This is a genomic window from bacterium (genome assembly GCA_041649255.1).
Classification (GTDB): Bacteria; Hydrothermota; UBA3073; order JACQXS01; family JAQTXJ01; genus JAQTXJ01.
On sequence record JBAZNK010000007.1, the window covers coordinates 50,798 to 71,696 of the forward strand.

The window sequence follows — 20,899 nt, forward strand, 5'->3', positions numbered from 1 at the left end:
GCAAAAAAAATCAAGTTTTATTTTTGCAATATCACATATTTCCACACTATTTCCCCCCATTCGTATTTTCTTAATCTTCAAATCCTTATTTTTATCCGTGCGTATCTTTTTGAATTCTCTTCCCTGCCTACCGCAGGCAGGTAGGCGTGGCTAACTTTTCTCTGTTTTGTTTTTCTGCTCTGTGTTACTCTTCTGTATTCTGTCCTTTGGTTGTAATTTTTGCCAACTCTTTACTCCTTTTCCCGTGTATTTCTGTGCTCTTCTGTGGCTAATTTTCTGTATTCTTTCTGGGGTTGAATTCTTAAAAAAATTAAAATCTTGACATATACCACTTCTTTTCATATTTATACCAACATATTAACGTATCAACAATTTTACAAGGAGGTAGTATGCGTAAGATGTTTTTTGTAGCGCTTTTTGTTATGAGTTATGTCTCCGTGGAAGCATCCAAAACGACGATGCTTTTCTCGAAAGGACATAATTATCAAAATATAAACCAAACAAACCCATTCGTCGTTAAAGGCACAAAAGGCCCAATAGATACTTTACAGCCGGATTTGCTTCCGCCTTTTGATTGCTGGGGCAAGGATGACAGACAGGAATACGAAGCCACTATGTTTACTCCTGTGAAATCCTGCTCTATAATGGCTATAATTCACGGCGTAATGAGCGATACCGCAGCTTCAAAACCCTGCAGCTTGTTTATTTGGGATGATGCGCCTAGTGATATCGGTCCAAGATTGTTCAGCATGGAAACTATGGCAACGGCAACTGACTCGGGAATATCCTTAAATATATTCCCCTTAAGTTCTCCTATATACGTTACTGGTCCCTTCTGGGTTGGTAATTACGAATGGGATACGCTTATGCCTACAACTGCTTTTGATACTATAAATAGTCTGCCTTCTGCTTATAATAATGATGGCGACTGGTATAGCGAAAATGTTGATTATTTTCACGGCGTTATCGTTAAATATGATACCGTAACTATTCACAAAAAATGGACAATCCTTGTCTATATGAATGGTGATAATGGCTCCGAATATAATGCTACGATTGATGTTAACAAACTCGAAGCAGGTATGGATACCTCCAAATATACCGTAGTCGTTCAATATGATAGAAACCCTGGATTTGATACCTCAAATGGAAACTGGACTTCTGCCCGCAGATACCTTATCACTCCCGACCTTAATCCCGGTATGACAATTCGTTCGGAACTTAAATCGGACCTCGGGGAAATAAATATGGGCGACCCGAATTCTCTTGTTGATTTTGTTAGATGGGGCGTTCAGAATTATCCTGCGGATAATTATGCTCTCATTATGTGGGGCCCCGCAGATGGATGGTATAAAGGTGCAAAAAAATCCTCAATCAAAGGCACGAGCTATGACGAAACCGATGGTAGTTACATAGGCGTTGCGAGCGGAGAATATGGACGGGCAATGGATAGCGTGAAAACTATTTTGGGCAAAAATCTCGATATACTTGCTAATGATGCCTCTTATATGGGAATGCAGGAAGTCGCTTATGAAGTCAAAAACAATGTCGATTTCTTTGTCGCTTCCGAATACTCCATTCCTCAAGATGATTATCCTTATGACGAAATACTGGATTCGTTAAATGCTAATTACTCCGTTACTCCTGAAGAGTTCGCAAACATAATGGTCGATAAGTATACTAACTATTATAATGGCACTGAAAATGTCACTCTATCTTCCGTTTTACTCAATAATAAATTTGTTCACCTTTCCGCTTGTGTAGATACCTTTGCAGTAAAACTTATGCAGGCAGGCGGGAGAACCAATGGTGACATAGACAACGCAAGATACTATACCGAAGAATATTTTGAATCACCCAATGCTCATATAGATTTATATGACTTTGCCGCTCACATTAAAGGGAAATCAGGATTATCATCGTCGGTAAGAAATTGGGCTGATTCAGTTATGAATGCGGTGAATTCCGCAGTCATAAGAAAAGGAAGCGTTGGCTTTGACAGCTCTCACGGAATGGCGATTTATTATCCGTATGATGTGGACGATCTGGATACTGCTTATATGCAGTTATCATTTACTCAAGATTTTCCTAACTGGTGGGATTTCATAAATGGCGATACACTCGGCATATCGGATAATCCAAAAATCCCGTACACTTTGACGTTGCTTTCACCAATGCCAAATCCCGTATCTTCATACACTAATGTAAGATATACTCTTCCGAATAAAACGAATATCTCCTTACAGCTATTTGATTTAACGGGCAGATTGGTAAAGACTTTTTATTCCGGTGAACAGGTAGCAGGTAATCATACGCTGAAACTGCAATCTGTCGGATTAAGCAAAGGCATATATTTTGTGACGCTCAAAACAGGCACTCTTACAAAAACTCAAAAACTCACAATCCTCAGATAACTATAATCTGTAAAAGACAAGGGGACAGGTTTTCACCTGTCCCCTTCTTGTTTTGCTCTGTTTGTCATTCCGAGCGTAGAGAACTTGTCCGCCGATCTTTTTGGAGGAGAATCTCTTTGTTCTCTTCTCCCTGTGTCTTCTGCTCTGTTCTTTGTGTTTTGTTTTATCTATTATAATCTCTTTCCATCCTGTTAATCCTGTCTTATTTTTGTATTTCTTTCTTTCGTGTTTTCGTCATAGCCTGTTGGTTTTTATCTCTGTGCTCTCATTTGTTTGTCTCTTCTGTTTAACTCTATAACTTTTTGTTTTTCTTTATTCGTGCCTGCCCGCCGATCTTTTTGGAGGGTGCGTACAAAAATTCTCTATTTTTTTTCGTGTCTTCTTTGTGTTTTCGTGTTTTCGTGGCAATCTGTTTTCTGTTATTCTGTTCTCTGCGATTACTTGGAGTTTTCCCGCCTTGACCGGGATTAGTCCAAGTTATCCGGTTTTATCTGTTTATCCAAATTATATATTTTTGTTTTTTTATTTTTTACTCTATATTTTCCATTTTTTTGTTACCTATGTCCCCGGTTTATACCCCAAAAATCTATTTTCCGCTCTCTGTTTTCGTTCCTGATGTTCTGATCCACTGATAACCTGCACTCTGATTTGCTGATACTCTGATATACTTTCTATCTTCCCTTTGCGGACTCTGCGACTCTGCGGTGAATATTCCTATTTTTTTTATTGACTTTACTCCAAAACCCTCTACAATACGAAACATAAAATAATATTGCCGAAGTGGCGGAATGGCAGACGCGGCGGATTCAAAATCCGCTTTTCGCAAGGAAGTGAGGGTTCGACTCCCTCCTTCGGCATTATTGTCTTTTCTGTAAAATTCTCTTTGTAGTGGTAGGACAGACATTCTTGTCTGTCTATGGGCTGTCTTTTATAGGAGAGTATTCGTTAACACATCTCTCTAACTTTTTTAACTATGAAAATTAAAATACTAACCTTGATTGCAATAATTCTTCCTTCAATAACTACTATTTCCGCTGAATCTCTTCTACCGAAATCTTCTGCTTTCCTTTATGCCGAACCCTCTATATTGACAATAGGGGAGACCCCTGATACTAACGACGAAAATTTACCATCTTCGGAAGCTTTATACTCCGGCTCGGAAAACGATTCGTTTTTTAACTCCTTCGATAATAATTCAAATAACAAATACAATTGTATATCCATTGAAACAGGCGGAAGTATACTTGGCGCCCTGACGGCAATTGCCGTTAGCCTCCCTCTCAGCTCTATGCTCGAAGACACGAGTAGAAAAATCAATCGGAATCTTATAACTCACCCCTCAATTTCAAGCCTGGTTTTAACGCCGATATTAACGTCTATCGGAGCCTCTTTAACCGGAAAAATATTAAAACAAAAAGGCTCTTATCCAAAATCATTATGTGGAAGCTTGCTTCAGGGATTTATCTTATCCGCAATAGGCGCGACTGCCGGCGTAATCGTAGGAACGGCTGAAAATATGGTAAAAGAAAGAGAACCAACTAGTTTCTTTATTATAACCGGCGCCTCTCTCGGCTGGGAATTAGGTACCATTTACGGCAGCGCTCAAGGCTATAATTGGAAATGATCCCATTGTTACTCCCCCGTATTCTTTTATCCGTCTTAATTCGTGAAAATCCCTGCCGGATAGCAGGCGACTAATCCAAAATACTCTTCCGGGCTTGTTTTAAAGATTATTTCAACACGATTACTTTACTCGTAACCGTTTGTTCCCCGGAAGTAAGTTTCACAAAATAAACTCCTGCCTTCAACTCTTTCCCATCAAGATTTAAATTATAACTCCCTGCTTTTTGTATCCCATCCACAAGCTTTCGCACTTCCCTGCCGGAAATATCATAAACCTTTAACGATACTTTGGAAGATATGGGTATTGTATATTGAAGAGTTGTTTTGTTTATAAATGGATTTTGACTTGCCCTGAGCGTAGTCGAAGGGGTTTTGATTTTTGATTTTTCTTCCACGCTTTCGGTGGGGTCTGCTCTCATAAGATAAAGAGCAACTTTATTATTTGCGGCATACTCGGATATGGTCCCTACCGTAATATAACCGCTGTCGCAAGTTTCCTTAACAGAATAATTATCTACACCGGGAAAAGTCTGAACCCATTCAACTGTTCCTGTTTTATCGGTTTTGACTAAAATCCCTTTTTGACCTGTGAGGATATATCCACTGTCCCGGGTAGGATAAACAGAACGGAAATAGAAATAAGGTAATTCTTTTGTCCATAAGGTATCCCCCATTGAATTTATTTTTAGTAAGTATGTAGGAGTCCCATACGCAGCTGCTATGATATAATTGTTATCCAATGTTTTACGGATACACTGTCCAAAAACCCCCATAGTTAAATGCTTAGACCATAAAGTATCTCCTGCATTATTTATTTTTAGTATCATCAAATAATAAATACTGTTAATGGAATCAGTCCCAACTACTATATAATTACTATCGGATGTTCCGCAAATCCCTCCCCCTTTACCCATTTCATAAGCATTAAAATTTTTACCCCAGACAGAATCCCCATTTTTATCCGTCTTTAGTAATAACATATTACCATTACTGTAAAAACCCTCTACAATATAACCGGAATCTATTGCCTGTCTTACACAATGCCCTTTGCCTCCGTTATTAAAAGCCCTTGTCCAAAGAGTATCTCCAATGCTATCGGTCTTTATAAGATTGACATTGTTCCCCCCTATTGCTCCTGTTATTATATATCCCCCGTCATAAGTAGTATCTAAGGAATAGCCGAATTCATCAATATAGGAACTGCCAAATTCTTTCTCCCAGATAAGAACCCCATTTCTATTTACTTTTAATAACCATATATTGTTTTGAATATTCCCAACCACAACATAACAACTATCTCTGGATATTACCAAATCATATCCATAACTGTTCCCTGAACTGTCGTATGTGCTCGTCCATGTTGAAGAATAAATTGCGTTTGTTATAAAAAGTAATCCTAATGTCAGCACAAACTTTTTCATTTTTATTTAAATATCGTTAATTCTTTTACTATACTTTCGCTTCCTGTTTCCATTCTCAAGAAATACCTGCCCGATGACAAAGAACTTGCATTAAGAGTTATTACGTTTTTTGCCTTTGCATTGCCATTAAATAAAGTCATCTTTTCTCTGCCGGAAATGTCGTAGAGACGAAGAGTAGTCAGTGGACATTGGTTAGCGGTCAATGCAGGTAACTCAAAACTGATTACCGTTGAACGAATAAAAGGATTAGGCGATATAGAAACTGATGGAAAATAATTTTTATTGGAAGAAGTTTCTTCAATGCCGGTAAAAAACATACACGCATCCCAAGTGTTTTTTTCTGTTCTTATAAGCCATAAATCGTTTTTGCCCCTCCCATAAGAATTGGTGTACCCGACTAAAACGTATGCGCTGCCAGAAACTTGTACAAAAGAATATGCATCACTGGAATATTTTCCGGTGAAACATTCATAATAACCAAACGGGTTAGAGTAATAAAAATAACTAAAGTTCAATATTGTAGCTTGATTTGGAGTCGTGCAACCCCCTAACCCCACTATTACATAATTCGTGTCATTAATTTCTGCAATAGAACGCCCTATTCCATAAAAATTATCCAAATAAAAATTAGAAATTATTTCACCCGCGGAATCCGTTTTAATAAAACATATTCGGTAACCGGAATAACCATAGTTCCCTATCATGGCATATCTATTGTCTTTTGTCTCGATAACAGAATATAAATACCCATTCCCAAATGTTTTTGTCCACATTGTGTCCCCATTTGCATTCGTTTTTATCAAGTAGGAAACTGTAATTCCGGCTACAAGAGAAGAAGAGTATCCGGTTATAATATACCCGCTGTCCCTGGTCTGCTGAACGCATCGTCCGTAGCCGTAGTCCTTAAAAGTCCTTGTCCATAAGGTGTCGCCGTTACTGTCAACTTTTATTAGCCATACGTCTTTGCCTGAATTTCTTGTCCCAACCGCGACATAACTACTGTCTGTTGTATTTGTAGTAGAATAGGAATAAGCATACTCGCCTGAATCCCCATAAGCCCTTGTCCATACCGTATCGCCGTTTATGTCCGTTTTTATAAACCATATATTGCTTTCTCCAACGCCAAAAGACTTTGTATAACCGACTGCGATATAACCGCTGTCTGCCGTTTTCTGAACCGAATATACACCGTCTGAATCCGCACCACCGAATGCTTTGCTCCACTGCATTACTCCAAAAGTATCTGTTTTTATTAACCACGCATCTGTTTCCCCCGCACCGTAAGAATCAGTGCAACCGGTAAGAATATAACCCGTATCCTGTGCGAAACACATAGAGTACCCATAGTCGTTGCCGGAACCTCCAATGGTTCTCGTCCACGTGCAGGAGTAAATATTCCCGGCGAAAATAACCAGGTAATATAAAATAAATGATTTTTTCATGTTATTTCATTAAAATTAGTTTTTTGGTCTCTTTGTAGTTCCCGGATTGAAACTTCGCATAATAAATCCCCGTCGCCAATCCCTTGCTTGAAAAATTGATGTTGTAATTCCCCGCTTCTTTTTCCCCGTTCACTAATGTCTTTACTGCTTTACCTGAAACATCATATATCTTCAACGAAACTTTGCTCTTCACAGCCAACTGGTAATTAATCACCGTTGATTGAACAAACGGATTTTGACTTGCCCTGAGCGTAGTCGAAGGGGGGGTAATTTTTGAACTTTCTTCTACCCCTACGTAATCTTTAAGTACCCAAACCCCTCCCGAATTAATACAACCAACATATACCAAACTATTCTGAGAATTAACTGCAATGTGTTGTGGGTTTTTCCCGACAGAAATTGTTTGCACTAACGTATTGTTAGCCCCTTTAATTACCGAAACAGTGTTATCCGAATTTGATACATAGATTTTGTTTATTCTTTGATTTATAGAGATATTATTAAGACGGGAACACGAAGTAGTGGGTATGCTTATTGTATTAATAATCGAATCGGTTGCTCCATCAATTGTTGAAACCCAGCCATTATATCCTACTACGTAGATTTTATTCATAAGAGAGTTTAAACAAACATCGAAACATCCGGCCCCAATAGATACCATATCAACGACTAAATTGCTAACCCCGTCAATTACGGAAAGAAAAGAATTTGACCTCGCTATATAAATTTTATTCGTAACCGGGTTTACATACATGTTCTGGGCATATCCGGTACTATTTATTGCACTAATAACGGAATTAGTTGCCCCATCAATCACTGAAAGATTAGCTCCACTTTGGTTCGCTACATAGATTTTATTTGTGTTTGGATTTACACATATACTAATAGGCTGAGACCCAACGCTTACTGTGGTAATTACCGAATCGGTCGTTCCGTCAATTACCGAAACGTTGTTACTAAAATTATTTGCTGCATAGATTTTGTTCGTATTCGGGTTTACGCATATACCACTGGGATTACTTCCTACGGCTACCGTATCAATTACTGAATTATTTGTCCCGTTTATTACAAAAACGTTATTGCCGGGCCAATTTGCTACGTAGATTTTATTTGTGTTTGGATTTACACATATACCTTTGGGATAAACCCCAACAGTTAATGTGGCAACAACTGAATTATTCGTCCCGTCAATTACTGAAATATTATAACTCCCACAATTTACTACATAAGTTTTATTTGTAACCGGGTTTACACAGATATTGGAAGGCTTATATCCTACATTTACTTTTTCAATAATTGAATTATTTGTCCCGTCAATAACTGAAACAGAGTTGCTGCTTTGATTTGCTACATAGATTTTATTTGTTCTCTGATTTACATAAATACCCCAGGGGCAAGTCTCAACAACTATACTATCAACAACAGAATCAGTAGCCCCGTTAATTACTGAAACACTATTACCATTCCCATAATAAATTCCCTGCGCTACATAAATTTTATTTGTAACTGAGTTTACACAAATACCTTCAGGGGTACTTACGGCTATTGTTTTAATGACAGAATTATTAGTCCCATCAATCACTGAAATCTTATTATACGAATTATTTGACGCATATATTTTATTCGTGATTGGATTTGCGCAGATACTCACAAAACCATATCCAATATCTATGGTGTCAATAACTGAATTAGTCCCCCCATTAATTACTGAGATAGTGTGTCCGCCTGTAACATATATTTCATTTGTATTTGTATTTACACATATACCCTCAGGCCTATATCCAACACTTATTACGGCAACCAATGAATCTTTTGTCCCGTCTATTACGGAAATACTCTTGTTATCACCACTATTGTTATCATAATTTGTTACATAGATTTTATGCGTAACCGAATTCACGCAAATACTGCTGTTCTTATTGTGTACACCCATAGCTATTCTAGCAATAATTGAACCATTTGTTCCATCAATTACTGAAACATTTCGGAATTTATAATCGCTTAAGAGAAAATTATAGCCCGTGTCTACCGTATAAATTTTATTTGCAATTGTATCTACAGCTATTGCATTTGGGATTAATCCATTCCCTGTTTTTGGGCACAACAGTATACTGTCAAGTGTTACAACTTCTTGGTTTTTTTCAGAAGATGTTTTCAGGTTATTTCGGGTTCTAACTTCCTGGTTCTTTTTAGAAAACGTTATATCTGCATTAGCCCAACCTATTAGGGCAACTAAAATTCCCGACATTCCAATTATTATCCCTCTATAGTCTTTTCTTCCCATTTGTTCCTTTTGTCAGATAAAAGAAGATTACTACTACTAATTTAATATTTTATCCAATTTTGTCAAGCGGAAAAGTTTAGTAAAGAAATATAGACGAATCCTCAAAATTTGTCCCCCCTATTTCTAACATATTCCTTTTTCTCTCTTTTTTAACCATTTTCTTAATAGGGTGCAGTATACTATCTATACCGTCTAAACTTTCTGTTATCTATTTTTCAAAATTCCCTCTTGACAATAAAGGTATAGAAGAGTAGTTATAACATAGAAATATTTTGTTAAAATAAACAAGGAGAATTTATGAAAAAAGAAATGTTTGCTGTTGGTTTTTTGTTTGTATTTACTAATCCGGCAAGTTGTGCATACTTGCCATGGCCTATGCTTATGGGAAATCCCCAGAGAACCGGATTGTTTGTTGCTCAAAACGGCGAACGTGGAACAATGGACAGCGCATGGGTTAAATGGAAAAATGATACCTTCCCGTGCATATCTTCTTCTCCTGCTATTGGTGATGTGGATACCGATGACATAGTGGAAATAGTGGTCGGCGGAGAAGATGGAGTTTTGTACGCAATTAATGGGGGAGATGGTCAAATTAAATGGAGTAAACAGTTAGGAAGTGCATCTACTTACACTTCAGGCCCGGCAATAGGCGATATTGACGGAGATAGCGCAATAGAAATTCTGATAGGTGACCGTAACGGCATTCTTTATGCTGTCAAAGGAGATGGTTCTGCAATTAAATGGTCACGTAAAGTAGGAAACGAATTGTCTTCGTCTCCTGTCATCGGAGATGTTGATGGCGATACGAATACCGTTGAAGTGGTTGTAAATACGATTGATTCTACTAAATGTTTTATAGGCGCTACCGGTGCTGCAATGTGGACGTCACATACCGGGGAAACCGGAGGCACTAACGTTTATAGCTCTCCTGCAATTGGTAACGTAGATGGTAATCCCGGTACGGAAGTTATTATAGCGAGTAACGATGAAACGGTTTATGCCCTTAATGGCTTAACCGGAGCAACCGTATGGAGATGTTCAACCGAATATTGTGGCGTGAGCGGGACTCCGTCATGGTTGATTTTTGTGCCGACTTTAGGCGATATTGATTTGGACGGAATAGTAGAAGTTGTCGTGCATCATAGTTCTTCTATTTATATAATTAACGGCCAAAGCGGGGCGCTTATATTGAAAAAAAATTATGGAGTGCTTGCCGGAATCGGTGTAAATGAAGGCGTAAGTCTTGGAGATATCGCTAATGATAGCCGCCTCGAAATAATTATGAGAAACAATGGAATTAGGGCGCTGGATGAAGCTATGGGAACGGAGAATTGGAGCTACGCTTTCCCTACGTCACAGACGATTGGTTCCATCCCTATACTCGCAGATGTTGACGGTGACAGTAAACTTGAAGTTATAGACGCAAATCACGTAGGCTGGTTTGCCTGTCTAAGTGGAGAAGATGGAAGTTTGAAATGGGAATTACATGTTCTCAATAATGATGTTCACCCGACACACGGAATAGGAGATATAGATGGTGACGGCTGTGTGGAAATTGTAGGCATAGGAAACGATGGTCCCGTTTATGCCATAGAATCCAATTGCCCGACACCGGTTGAAGAAAAAACGACAAATATTGAAACCGTTGACTTAAATGTTATTTATCAAAATAACAAACCCGTGATGCTTTTAAGTATAAACCAATTATCAAACGTATCGCTTAAAATTTACGATGTTGCCGGAAATTTAAAACAGTTTGTATATGAAGGAAATTTGGGCAAAGGAAGTTATAGTTTTACCACAACTATCCCTAAAAATGGTATTTATTTTGTCTGCGCTAATATTGGCGGAAAAGCCTTAACTAAAAAAATTGTGCTGCTAAAATAAACTGTTTGCTGTTCTTTATCTGTGTGAATCTATGCTTGCCCCAGGTATGGCGGGACTAAAATTCTCTCTGTTTTTGTTCTCTGCGTTCTCAGCGACTCTGCGGTGAAAACTCTGTTGTCTGTTTTTGAAAGATTTCCTTGACTATACCTTTAATCCCATTATACTCAAACAAAAGTGCTAAACGAAAGACTATTTCTTGTTGGTGTTATAACTCAAAAAGAAGATAAACAGGAAAAGATTGACCTCCTTAATGAACTCGTTGATTTAGGCAAAACCTCCGGCGGCGAAGTCGTAGAAAAAATAATCCAGCGCAGGGAAAAAATTGACCCCCGTTATTTTATCGGAAAAGGTAAAGCCGAAGAACTTGCCAAAATCGCCGAAGAACTCAACATCAATATTTTTATTTTTGATACGGAACTTTCCGGTATTCAAAAAAGAAACCTCGAAGAAATTACAAACAGAAAAGTATTGGACAGAACAGAACTCATTCTTGATATCTTCTCGAAACACGCTAGTACTATGGGCGCTAAAATTGAAGTCGAAATTACCCAGCTTAAATACAGCAGGTCAAGGTTAACCGGTAAAGGTATTGAAATGTCAAGACTCGGCGGAGGTATCGGGACAATGGGCCCCGGCGAAAAAAAACTCGAAACTGACCGTCGTAAAATAAAGGATAGACTCCATACCCTTAATAAAAAATTGGAAATGATAGAAAAAAGCAGAATAGTCCAATCAAATCAACGCAGGTCTCTCAGACGAGTAGCCCTTGTAGGATACACGAATGCAGGGAAATCAACTATTATGAACAAACTTACCCGTTCAGATTTGCTCGTGGAAAATAAACTTTTTTCTACCCTTGATTCCACGACACGAACTCTTATGGGGCCGAATCTGGAAAAAGTTCTTGTTACGGATACCGTAGGCTTTTTAAGAAAACTGCCTCACGAACTCATCAACTCGTTTAAGTCTACGCTTCAGGAAGCGATTGAATCGGATTTGCGGTTGCACGTTGTTGATATTTCTCATCCTAATTGTGAGGAACATCTTGCCGCGGGAAATGCCCTGCTTGAAGAACTTGGCGTAATAAAAAGACCTATGATTTATGTCTTTAATAAAATAGATAAAGATGCTTTTCTCGTTGAAACGTTTAAACTTAAATATCCCGATGCATTGTTCATATCTGCTCATCAGGATATACAGCCTCTAAAAGACGCTATCTTCTCCTTCTTCAGCCTCACCTGATTTGTTCCCTGTTTCCTATTGGTTCTCCTTTTTGTCATTCTGAGCGTAGCGAAGAATCTCGTTTGTACTTTTTATCTTTCTGTTACTGTCTAATCTCGTACAATCTCTTGCAAAATATCTGCTAGCTGCTTTTATTTTCGTATCTTTCTGTTATCCGTTTTTTAATCTTGTTTATCTGTGTGCAGAATTTTTTGTTCTCTGTTTTTCTAATTCGTTAATCTTTTTTCAATCCGCACTCCCTGCCTACCGACAGGCAGGAAAAATCCCCAATCCCAAATTGGAATTCCGCACTTGACAAAATTTTTTTAATAAAGTATGCTACCAAAATATGGGTTTTATAATTTTATTTGCCGGTATTATTACCTCTATTTACGATTATAATTCTCCCGCAAATATTGATATCGGTTTACGTTTTAGTTGTCTCTATGGCGGAATGGCAGAAAGAGAATTGCAATACGTATGGAGACATTTTGATTCCCCTGTGAATTCTGGCGTGTTTACTCAAACTTATGGCGATAGCGGTGTATATGCTATAACAGGGGAAGATGCAAGGAACAATACTATATCGTCTGCCTTTATGCCTGAAGTCGTAATGGAACTTAATTTTCCCGGGAGAGCAGGAGGGATGGAATTATCCTGTGGTTTCTACAAAACAGGCTTTAGGATATGGGATGCAGATACTGTTGCTAAAGCTGCTCCTCCCCGAAATGGATTTGTAGAAATTACCGAGGGGTATGATGTGATTTCTATCCCCGTATCTTTTGTGGCTAAATATTTTGTCTATAACCAGCAACCGTTTACTTCTGTATGGATAGGTGGAGGACCTTTTTCTGCGTTCAATGTATGTAACCCGATAATGGATACTACATCTGATATATTTCTTCACGGAAAGTTTTCGTCGGTTTATGGAATTTCCTTAGGTGCCTGCTGGAGACAGAGTTTGGTGCCGATTTTGTCTGCGCTTGAAAAACCGATTGAAACGTCAAATATGTCTAAACTATGCTTTACCGTTGGTTTTTTATTTGACTATGTTACCTTAGCTACGGCAGATATTGAAGGTCAGGATGCGCAGGCGAGTTGGAGAGACGAACTTTACGAAAGCGTAGAATATAATCGCTGGGATATAAGAGCTTGGATTGGCTTCAGTTATAGCCTCATCCGCTAATCCTTTTAATCTTAGAATTCCTTTTTTTATGTTTGCGCGTCTCTATATCACCATGTGAATTTTTTACTCATTCTTCTCTGCGCCCTCTCGGGGAAACTCTTCTGTATTGTGTCCTCTGTTTGCAGTTTGTTTTACTCTCGACTTTCTGTTCTCAGTACTCTCTGTTTTTCCTCTGCGACTCTGCGGTGAATATTCTTTTGTTTAGTTTTCTGTATTTTGTTTTCTTTTTGTAGTTTTTTATTTAGTACAAAAAATCTCTTGACAATTTCTTATTTATGAATTAACCAATTGGTTAGTTAATAATCGAAATGGCTAATAATACTAATACGAAATACTCAACAAAAGAAAAAATCCTTAAATACGCTATTAAGGAGTTCCTTGAATACGGCTTCTACGGCGCTCGTATGCAGAGAATTGCCGACAAAGCAAAAATCAATAAAGCAATGCTATTCTACTATTATAAAAACAAAAAACAAATATATAAAGAAGCTTTGATAAGTATTTTTAAAACGGTTATTGAAAACCTTATTAATATAAGCGATGAAGATGTGTCTATTGAAAATAAAATAAAAGAAATTATAGATATTTATGTTGATTTTGCTTCTAAAAACCCGGATTACCTGCGTCTTGTTCAATACGAGTTCAGCCGTGGAGGAAAAGATTTTACAAAATATAACATACTGAAAGATATTTCAAAATCACAATTCTTTCCCCTTAACCCCGATACCGGTAACATATTTAAATACTTTGATAAAAAAATGAAATCAGGCGAGATAAGAAGTATTAATTTAGCTCATCTGATAATAAGTATTGCCGGGCAGGTAATGGCATCCTTTTTTGCAAGACCGCTGTTTGAAGCTATCGGCGTATATAAACCTTCCGACTTTGATAAATTTATAAAAGAAAGAAAAGAATTTATAGTCAAATTAGTACTTGATGGTATAAAACCTTCCTGCCGTGGGTAGGAAAGAGAGGTGAAAATGAAAAGAGTTCTTTACTTATTTCTATTTATACTATTTCCAATGCTTTCTTTCTCTAAACCCATTACCCTTGATGACTGCTTAAATAAAGCAATGAAAAACAACCCCGATATTATGAAAACTCAAAAAGAACTTGATGCCATAAGCTCAAAAATCTACCAGGCGAAAACTTATTTCCTGCCTACCCTTAGCTTAACCGGTCTTTATACCCATTTAAGTAAAGAGCCTCCTGCTTTTGATTTTAAGTCTTTCTTCACTCCGGGAGCCACAATTCCGCAAATAGCAGGAAATCCTTTATTGCAATATGCGCACCAAAACAACTACAGTGGCGGACTTAAACTAAACCAACCTTTATATCTGGGCGGACGGAATATGGCAGTGCTTAATTCTTATAAATCGGAATATAAAATAAAATCCGCCGAACTTGAAATGTCCAAAACGAAACTGAAAGTTGATGTCACAAAAGTCTTCTACTCCATCGTCCTTTCAAAAGAAATGGAAAAATTGATACAGGTGACAATAACTACCCTCCAAAAACATCTTGATTTGGTAAGGGAATTTGTTAAAAATGGTACTGCTACGGAATATGATTCCCTGAAAACGGAATCCCAACTCTTTTCCTGGCAGCCAAGACTCATAAAAACCCAAAGAGAAATGAAAACCGCAACCAAACAACTCGCTTTCCTTATAGGCGAAGAGATTGAAGATAGCCTTGTCATTGAAGGCGAATTAAAATATCATAATTCCGAATCGGAAATATCCCTGAAAGATGCAACGGATAAAGCCCTTGAAAACAGGTCTGAAATAGTGATTGCGCAAGAAATGAAAAAAATAAATAACGATATCAGGAATATGAAAAGAGCTTCTGTGCTCCCGCAAGTTGCTTTCCAGTATAATTATAACTTAATGGATAAAGATGCGGATTTTACTTTTAACGCGGATAACTGGGAAAACTGGTGGGATATAAGAATTCTCTTCAACTGGGAGTTTTTTGCCTTCGGAAGACATAGAGCTGAAATGAAGGAATATGACTTTAAAAAACAAGAATCCGACATAAATATTTCCTCTATTGAAAAGAGAATAAAAATTGAACTTGAAAATGCGTTCGATTATAAAAATGAAAACCAAATAACGCTTTCCCTGTGGGAAAAGAATATTGACGTTGCGAACAGGGCTTACGATATAGCAAACGATAATTATAAAAACGGGACAATGACAAATATGGATGTCCTTGATTCACATATCGCTCTGGCAGAAGCAAAGTTCCAATACCTGAAAGCTCTGTATGATTATAAAATTTCCTGCGCAGAATTAAATAGAATAATCGGTTATTAAATAGAGGAAAATGAAAAATAAAATAAAGTATTTGTTGTTCCTATTCATTCTTGGGATATTAGTAACCGGATGTGGCGATAAACCAGCGCCTCCTAATGATACTTATAATCTTGGGGGGGATGTGTGGTGGGGTACAAATAAAGTAGCCAACACACTTGTTGAAATGACAAGATGGATGAGTAATGATACAACTATTCCAGATGGTGCGCATATAAAAATAGATACTAGTGTTACTGCTTCAAGTTCAAGTTATTTAGGTAGTTATGATTTCTGGTATTTTTGTTATGAAAATGATAACGGGTATGGGCTAGATATGCAATATAAAGTTCGTGCAAAAGACAGTACCAACGCATGGTCATCTTTTCAGGTTGGTTCAATAAAGCCTAACGGAAATGTAACGGTAGATTTCCATTTATAAGCGGCTTTTAAAAAATGGAGATTGAGGGTAGGCAAGGCTTTAATGCCTTGCCCAATATAATAAAAAAGGGGGAAAAATGGGAAAAGGATTATATTTTCTAACTATAATTCTGATGTGTGTTTGTAATGGATGTAAAGAAAAAGATTACATAGAAGCTTCCGGTACCATAGAAATCAAGGAACTTGACGTTGCGTCAAAAATCGCCGGCAGGGTTACAAAAATATACGTTCAAAAAGGAGATAACGTCGAAAAAGATAAAATACTTGCGGAAATTGACGACAGGATAATTAATGCCCAATACGATGAAGCAAAAGCCGTTTATACTCAAGCAGAGGAAGACTTCAAAAGAGTCTCTGCTCTCTATAAGTCAAATTCCATACCCAAGCAGAAATATGACCAGTCAGAAGCTTTCTATAACCAGATAAAAGCAAAACTGACCCAGGCAGAAATAATGAAAGAAGAAACTAAAATAAAAGCGCCGTGGGACGGGACAATAATTAACAAATATGTAGAAGAAGGAGAACTTATATCCCAGCTTGCCCCCCTGTTTACGCTTGGCGATATGAAAGAAGTTAAACTTACCATATATATGCCGTTGAAAGAAATGGAAATAATAAAAGTCGGAGATGAAGCCGAAATCAGAATAGATGCCTATAAAGACAGAACTTTCAAAGGCAAGATTACTTACATATCCGATAAGGCGGAATTTACGCCCAAAAATATCCAGACAAAAGATGAAAGAATAAAAGAGGTCTTTGCAATTGAAATATCTCTTTCAAATGATGAAGGAATATTTAAACCCGGTATGCCTGCAGACGCAAGACTAAAGAAAAGATAAAATTAAAATGGAAAAAAGAAACTACATTACCACGAAAAACTTTTAAAACACACGGGTAGGGGCGGGGTGACGTCACCCCGCCTACCCTAGCTATGGTGGAAAGAACAGATAATAGATTGAGGACACAGAGGGGGAAGAATGCAGATTTTGGATTGTGGAATAACAGAGAGATTCTTCGCTACGCTCAGAATGACAAATTAGGGTAGAATAATATGAATACTGTATCAGTTAAAAATTTAACTAAGTTTTACAATAAACATAAAGCCCTTGACGATATATCTTTTGATATAAATACGGGAGAAATATTCGGCATAGTAGGTCCTGACGGCTCGGGAAAAACAACCCTTCTCAGAATACTTACGGGTATTCTTGAAAAAACGTCCGGAAAAATATCTATAATGAACTTTGATATTGATAAAGATTGCGAAAAAATAAAATACCATACGGGATATATGTCACAAAAGTTCAATCTCTATCCTACGCTTACCGTTGAAGAAAATATAAAATTCTTTGCAGGAATCTTTGGAGTCTCGCCACAAGAATATAAAGATAGGGGAGAGTACCTTCTAAATTTGACGGGACTTGCAAATTTCAAAACCAGACAGGCAAAAAACTTGTCCGGAGGGATGAAACAAAAACTTGCCCTCATCTCTACCCTTATTCATAAGCCCGATGTTCTCATACTGGACGAACCTACGCTTGGCGTTGACCCCGTTTCAAGAAGGGATTTCTGGCAAATACTACAGGAATTTTCACAGAAAGGGACTTCTATAATCGTTAGCACTTCTTATATGGATGAAGCTGAATTGTGCAATAAAATAATACTCCTTTTTGAAGGTAGGATTATAATCAAAGGTAATCCTGTTGAAGTGAAAAAAATGGATAACACGGTGATGGAACTTACCCCGGTTGAAGGAAAAAACATAGATGAAAAAGTAATTAAAAACGTAGAACCTTTTGTTGTGGATATTTCCTTCAAAGGGGAAAAAATAAGAGTAATACTTAAGAAAGATGGGAAAGAAGCGTTTACAAAGGAGTTTAGTAAATTGTTTCATATAAACGAAATATCCCCGTCAATAGAAGATGTGTTTATGAGAGCGATGGGAAATGATAAATGCTGAATAAAAAGAGAGTGGAAAAAACGTTAATCGTATATTCGTTAAAAGTTATTCGGGATATGGAGAATTTTGGATTTTAGTCCGCCTGAGGCGGACTGGATTTTGGAATGAATGAAAAAATTGTAGGGCAAGGTGGAATTTATCCCGCTCTGGCGGGAGCCTTGCGTATTTTGAATAAATACATTTATTAAGCGTTCGGTTAGTAGTGGGCAGCAAAAAATAATAACTATGGAAAAATATAGCATAAAAGTCCAAAACCTGACGAAAAAATTCGGGACGTTTACGGCGGTAGACGATATCTCCTTTAACGTAAAAGAAGGTGAAATTCTTGGATTCCTTGGACCAAATGGCGCAGGCAAAACCACGACGATAAAAGTGTTATGCGGGTTGCTTATCCCGACAAAAGGAGAAGTATCCGTAGAAAATTACGATATAAAAAAAGATGTTGAAAAAATAAAAACAATTATCGGGTATATGTCACAAAAATTCTCGTTATATACGGACCTTACTGTTTATGAAAATATAAAATTCTATGCCGGGATATATGGTGTCGATGGGGAAGAGGCAAAAATAAAAGAAATCATAGAAATGCTCGATATAGAAGAATATAAAAACACCATAACTGCCGAACTTCCCGCGGGAATTAGACAAAGAGTCGCTCTTGCAACCGCTTTTATTCATACTCCTAAAATCCTGTTCCTTGATGAACCGACTGCCGGAGTTGATCCCGTATTAAGAAGAAAATTCTGGGCAATAATAAAAAAATGGGCGCAACAAGGCACGACTATACTCGTTACTACCCATTATATGGATGAGGCGGAAAATTGTAATAGAATTGCGTTGATAAACCAGGGGAAACTTGTCGATATTGGCGAAATAGATGAAATAAAAGGGAAATTCATAAAAGGAAACATTCTATGCGTTGAACTTTCCGAAAACTATGTAAAAGAATTTAATACGCTGAAAAAAATAGAAATGCCCGTAAAAGACATATCCTTGCACGGCTCTATTGTCCATATTATACAGGATATTGATATTGAAGAAGCAAAGAAAAAAATAAAAGATTTTTGTAAAACTAAAGAAATAAAATATAAAAGTATCTTTGAAGATAACCCTTCGCTGGAAGATATCTTCATAAACCTTATCAGGAAAAAGAACTAAAAAAATGTTTATCACGAAAGTTCTAAAAACACGAAAGCACGAAGAAAAGACAGTTTTTGATGAACTCTCAAGCAAAATTATAAATTTAAATATGTTTTTCGTGACTTTCAGAATTTCTTTGTTTTTTCGTGGTAGAAGTAATAGATAAAAGGATTTAAAATGGAAAATAAATACATTACCACGAAAGTTCTAAAAACACGAAAGCACGAAGAAAAGACAGTTTTTGATGAACTCTCAAGCAAAATTATAAATTTAAATATGTTTTTCGTGACTTTCAGAATTTCTTTGTTTTTTCGTGGTAATATGTTTTTTGTGGTAAGAATAATATGAACAATGTACTTGTAAATTATTTGTTTTTCGTGTTTTCTATAATTTCTTTGTTTTTCGTGGTAGAAACTTTACAATAGAAGGTAAAATAAAATGCTAAATTTTCAGAGAATATACGCTTTATTTAAAAAAGAATTCGTGGAAATTGTAAGGGATAAACGATCTCTTGTTATAGTCTTTATAATGCCCATAGTAATGATTCTTATTTATGGCTATGCCGTAACCTTTGACATTAAAAATATTGATATAGGCATAATAGACAGGGATAACTCATCCTTATCAAGAGGATATATAAACAAAATAGTCAGCTCGGGATACTTTATTCCTTACGAAAATGCTTACAACAATATGGATGAGAATATCAAAGCATTAAGAAGAGAAAGAATAAAAGTCATAGTAGTAATACCTTCGGATTTTAGTTTTAACCTGAAAAAGGGAAAAGATGTAAAAATACAATATATTGTTGACGGCAGTATAGCGAATACGGCAATAATCGGTGTCGGGTACTTGCAGGTTTTAACTTCTAACTTTGCAAATAATATTAAAATGGATTTCGTCAAAAGCAAAGGCATAAATTCCAAAAAATTCCCCTATATATCGCCGGAAATAAGAGTCTGGTATAACCAGGAACTCAAAAGCGCTAATTTTGTAGTACCGGGACTTATCGCAATTATAATGATGCTTGTTGCTGCTTTGCTCACATCTTTAACGATAGTCAGGGAAAGAGAAAACGGCACTTATGAGGAAATAATGTCAACGCCTGTGACTTCTGCAGAATTGATTATCGGCAAACTTACACCTTATATTATAATAGGCATTATAGATGTCTTGCTCGTCACTTTCTTTGGAATATTGTGGTTCCATGTGCCTTTCAGGGGGAATATAGTTACGCTTTTGTTCTTTTCTTTCCTCTTTATCTTATGCGCGCTCGGTATGGGTATGTTAATGTCCAGTATAGCCAAAAAACAGGAAGAAGCCATTATGATGACGTTTTTCTCTACCCTGCTCCCTTCTATCCTTTTGTCAGGCTTTGCCTTCCCTTTAGAAAGTATGCCTAAAGCTATACAGGTATTTTCATATTTTGTGCCTGCAAGATATTTCTTGAACGTTTTGCGGTCTATCTTCCTTAAACAGGACGTTACTATTTTAATGCTTTATAAAGAAGCATTGTTTTTAATGGCAGTTAGTGTCTTTTTCCTTGTTGTTTCTGCAAGGGTAATTAAAAAGAGAAAGATTTAAGCATA

16 protein-coding genes and 1 tRNA gene are annotated in these 20,899 nt (G+C 37.0%); 14 read left to right on the forward strand and 3 right to left on the reverse strand.

Features of this window, described 5'->3' with window-relative positions; genetic code table 11:
* The first annotated feature begins 389 nt into the window (after window positions 1-389).
* The 3 genes from WC614_06140 (at window position 390) to WC614_06150 (ending at window position 4,038) form a co-directional block, all read left to right on the forward strand.
* Window positions 390-2,414: a clostripain-related cysteine peptidase gene (locus WC614_06140; protein ID MFA5032580.1), complete on the forward strand. Its 2,025-nt coding sequence runs from the start codon at window positions 390-392 to the stop codon at window positions 2,412-2,414.
* A 774-nt stretch (window positions 2,415-3,188) separates the two neighbouring features.
* Window positions 3,189-3,271: transfer RNA gene (locus tag WC614_06145), tRNA-Leu, on the forward strand.
* A gap of 116 nt (window positions 3,272-3,387) precedes the next feature.
* Window positions 3,388-4,038 carry a hypothetical protein gene (locus WC614_06150; protein ID MFA5032581.1) on the forward strand — a complete coding sequence of 217 codons (651 nt, stop codon included), beginning with the start codon at window positions 3,388-3,390 and terminating at the stop codon, window positions 4,036-4,038.
* A 106-nt stretch (window positions 4,039-4,144) separates the two neighbouring features.
* Here WC614_06150 and WC614_06155 read toward each other — a convergent pair whose 3' ends face one another.
* From WC614_06155 to WC614_06165, 3 genes are read right to left on the reverse strand one after another with little or no spacing between them, the layout of a single operon-like run.
* Window positions 4,145-5,458: a T9SS type A sorting domain-containing protein gene (locus WC614_06155; protein MFA5032582.1), complete on the reverse strand. Its 1,314-nt coding sequence runs from the start codon at window positions 5,456-5,458 to the stop codon at window positions 4,145-4,147.
* Window positions 5,459-5,460: 2 nt separating this feature from the next.
* The gene (locus tag WC614_06160) at window positions 5,461-6,900 is read right to left on the reverse strand and encodes a T9SS type A sorting domain-containing protein (GenBank protein MFA5032583.1); all 1,440 of its coding nucleotides are present in this window, start codon (window positions 6,898-6,900) and stop codon (window positions 5,461-5,463) included.
* A gap of 1 nt (window position 6,901) precedes the next feature.
* Window positions 6,902-9,184 carry a T9SS type A sorting domain-containing protein gene (locus WC614_06165; GenBank protein ID MFA5032584.1) on the reverse strand — a complete coding sequence of 761 codons (2,283 nt, stop codon included), beginning with the start codon at window positions 9,182-9,184 and terminating at the stop codon, window positions 6,902-6,904.
* A 297-nt stretch (window positions 9,185-9,481) separates the two neighbouring features.
* Between WC614_06165 and WC614_06170 the strand changes: the two genes are divergently transcribed.
* The 11 genes from WC614_06170 (at window position 9,482) to WC614_06220 (ending at window position 20,894) form a co-directional block, all read left to right on the forward strand.
* Entirely contained in the window at window positions 9,482-11,071 is a 1,590-nt protein-coding gene (locus tag WC614_06170) for an FG-GAP-like repeat-containing protein (GenBank protein MFA5032585.1), read from the forward strand.
* Between the two features lie 174 nt (window positions 11,072-11,245).
* Window positions 11,246-12,313 (forward strand): GTPase HflX, encoded by a 1,068-nt coding sequence (gene hflX / locus WC614_06175; GenBank protein ID MFA5032586.1) that lies wholly within the window; start codon window positions 11,246-11,248, stop codon window positions 12,311-12,313.
* 328 nt (window positions 12,314-12,641) lie between these two features.
* Window positions 12,642-13,478, forward strand: a complete 837-nt coding sequence (locus WC614_06180; protein MFA5032587.1) for a hypothetical protein — start codon at window positions 12,642-12,644, stop codon at window positions 13,476-13,478.
* Between the two features lie 308 nt (window positions 13,479-13,786).
* Window positions 13,787-14,443 (forward strand): TetR/AcrR family transcriptional regulator, encoded by a 657-nt coding sequence (locus tag WC614_06185; GenBank protein ID MFA5032588.1) that lies wholly within the window; start codon window positions 13,787-13,789, stop codon window positions 14,441-14,443.
* Window positions 14,444-14,458: 15 nt separating this feature from the next.
* On the forward strand, window positions 14,459-15,793 hold the full coding sequence (locus WC614_06190; protein ID MFA5032589.1) for a TolC family protein: 1,335 nt from the start codon (window positions 14,459-14,461) through the stop codon (window positions 15,791-15,793).
* Window positions 15,794-15,803: 10 nt separating this feature from the next.
* A complete protein-coding gene (locus tag WC614_06195) occupies window positions 15,804-16,211 on the forward strand; it encodes a hypothetical protein (GenBank protein ID MFA5032590.1) in 408 nt (135 codons plus the stop codon).
* A 76-nt stretch (window positions 16,212-16,287) separates the two neighbouring features.
* Entirely contained in the window at window positions 16,288-17,049 is a 762-nt protein-coding gene (locus tag WC614_06200; GenBank protein ID MFA5032591.1) for an efflux RND transporter periplasmic adaptor subunit, read from the forward strand.
* 212 nt (window positions 17,050-17,261) lie between these two features.
* Window positions 17,262-18,170 (forward strand): ABC transporter ATP-binding protein, encoded by a 909-nt coding sequence (locus tag WC614_06205; protein MFA5032592.1) that lies wholly within the window; start codon window positions 17,262-17,264, stop codon window positions 18,168-18,170.
* Window positions 18,171-18,395: 225 nt separating this feature from the next.
* Entirely contained in the window at window positions 18,396-19,328 is a 933-nt protein-coding gene (locus WC614_06210) for an ABC transporter ATP-binding protein (GenBank protein MFA5032593.1), read from the forward strand.
* Window positions 19,329-19,487: 159 nt separating this feature from the next.
* The gene (locus WC614_06215) at window positions 19,488-19,658 is read left to right on the forward strand and encodes a hypothetical protein (protein ID MFA5032594.1); all 171 of its coding nucleotides are present in this window, start codon (window positions 19,488-19,490) and stop codon (window positions 19,656-19,658) included.
* Between the two features lie 90 nt (window positions 19,659-19,748).
* Window positions 19,749-20,894, forward strand: coding sequence for an ABC transporter permease (locus WC614_06220; protein ID MFA5032595.1), 1,146 nt, complete (start codon window positions 19,749-19,751; stop codon window positions 20,892-20,894).
* Window positions 20,895-20,899: the final 5 nt, after the last annotated feature.

Excerpts from the sequence above, each read along its gene's own strand:
- WC614_06140 (MFA5032580.1), top strand. The coding sequence starts at position 390 with ATGCGTAAGATGTTTTTTGTAGCGCTTTTTGTTATGAGTTATGTCTCC.
- WC614_06150 (MFA5032581.1), top strand. The coding sequence starts at position 3,388 with ATGAAAATTAAAATACTAACCTTGATTGCAATAATTCTTCCTTCAATA.
- WC614_06155 (MFA5032582.1), bottom strand. The coding sequence starts at position 5,458 with ATGAAAAAGTTTGTGCTGACATTAGGATTACTTTTTATAACAAACGCA.
- WC614_06160 (MFA5032583.1), bottom strand. The coding sequence starts at position 6,900 with ATGAAAAAATCATTTATTTTATATTACCTGGTTATTTTCGCCGGGAAT.
- WC614_06165 (MFA5032584.1), bottom strand. The coding sequence starts at position 9,184 with ATGGGAAGAAAAGACTATAGAGGGATAATAATTGGAATGTCGGGAATT.
- WC614_06170 (MFA5032585.1), top strand. The coding sequence starts at position 9,482 with ATGAAAAAAGAAATGTTTGCTGTTGGTTTTTTGTTTGTATTTACTAAT.
- WC614_06180 (MFA5032587.1), top strand. The coding sequence starts at position 12,642 with ATGGGTTTTATAATTTTATTTGCCGGTATTATTACCTCTATTTACGAT.
- WC614_06185 (MFA5032588.1), top strand. The coding sequence starts at position 13,787 with ATGGCTAATAATACTAATACGAAATACTCAACAAAAGAAAAAATCCTT.
- WC614_06190 (MFA5032589.1), top strand. The coding sequence starts at position 14,459 with ATGAAAAGAGTTCTTTACTTATTTCTATTTATACTATTTCCAATGCTT.
- WC614_06195 (MFA5032590.1), top strand. The coding sequence starts at position 15,804 with ATGAAAAATAAAATAAAGTATTTGTTGTTCCTATTCATTCTTGGGATA.
- WC614_06200 (MFA5032591.1), top strand. The coding sequence starts at position 16,288 with ATGGGAAAAGGATTATATTTTCTAACTATAATTCTGATGTGTGTTTGT.
- WC614_06205 (MFA5032592.1), top strand. The coding sequence starts at position 17,262 with ATGAATACTGTATCAGTTAAAAATTTAACTAAGTTTTACAATAAACAT.
- WC614_06210 (MFA5032593.1), top strand. The coding sequence starts at position 18,396 with ATGGAAAAATATAGCATAAAAGTCCAAAACCTGACGAAAAAATTCGGG.
- WC614_06215 (MFA5032594.1), top strand. The coding sequence starts at position 19,488 with ATGGAAAATAAATACATTACCACGAAAGTTCTAAAAACACGAAAGCAC.
- WC614_06220 (MFA5032595.1), top strand. The coding sequence starts at position 19,749 with ATGCTAAATTTTCAGAGAATATACGCTTTATTTAAAAAAGAATTCGTG.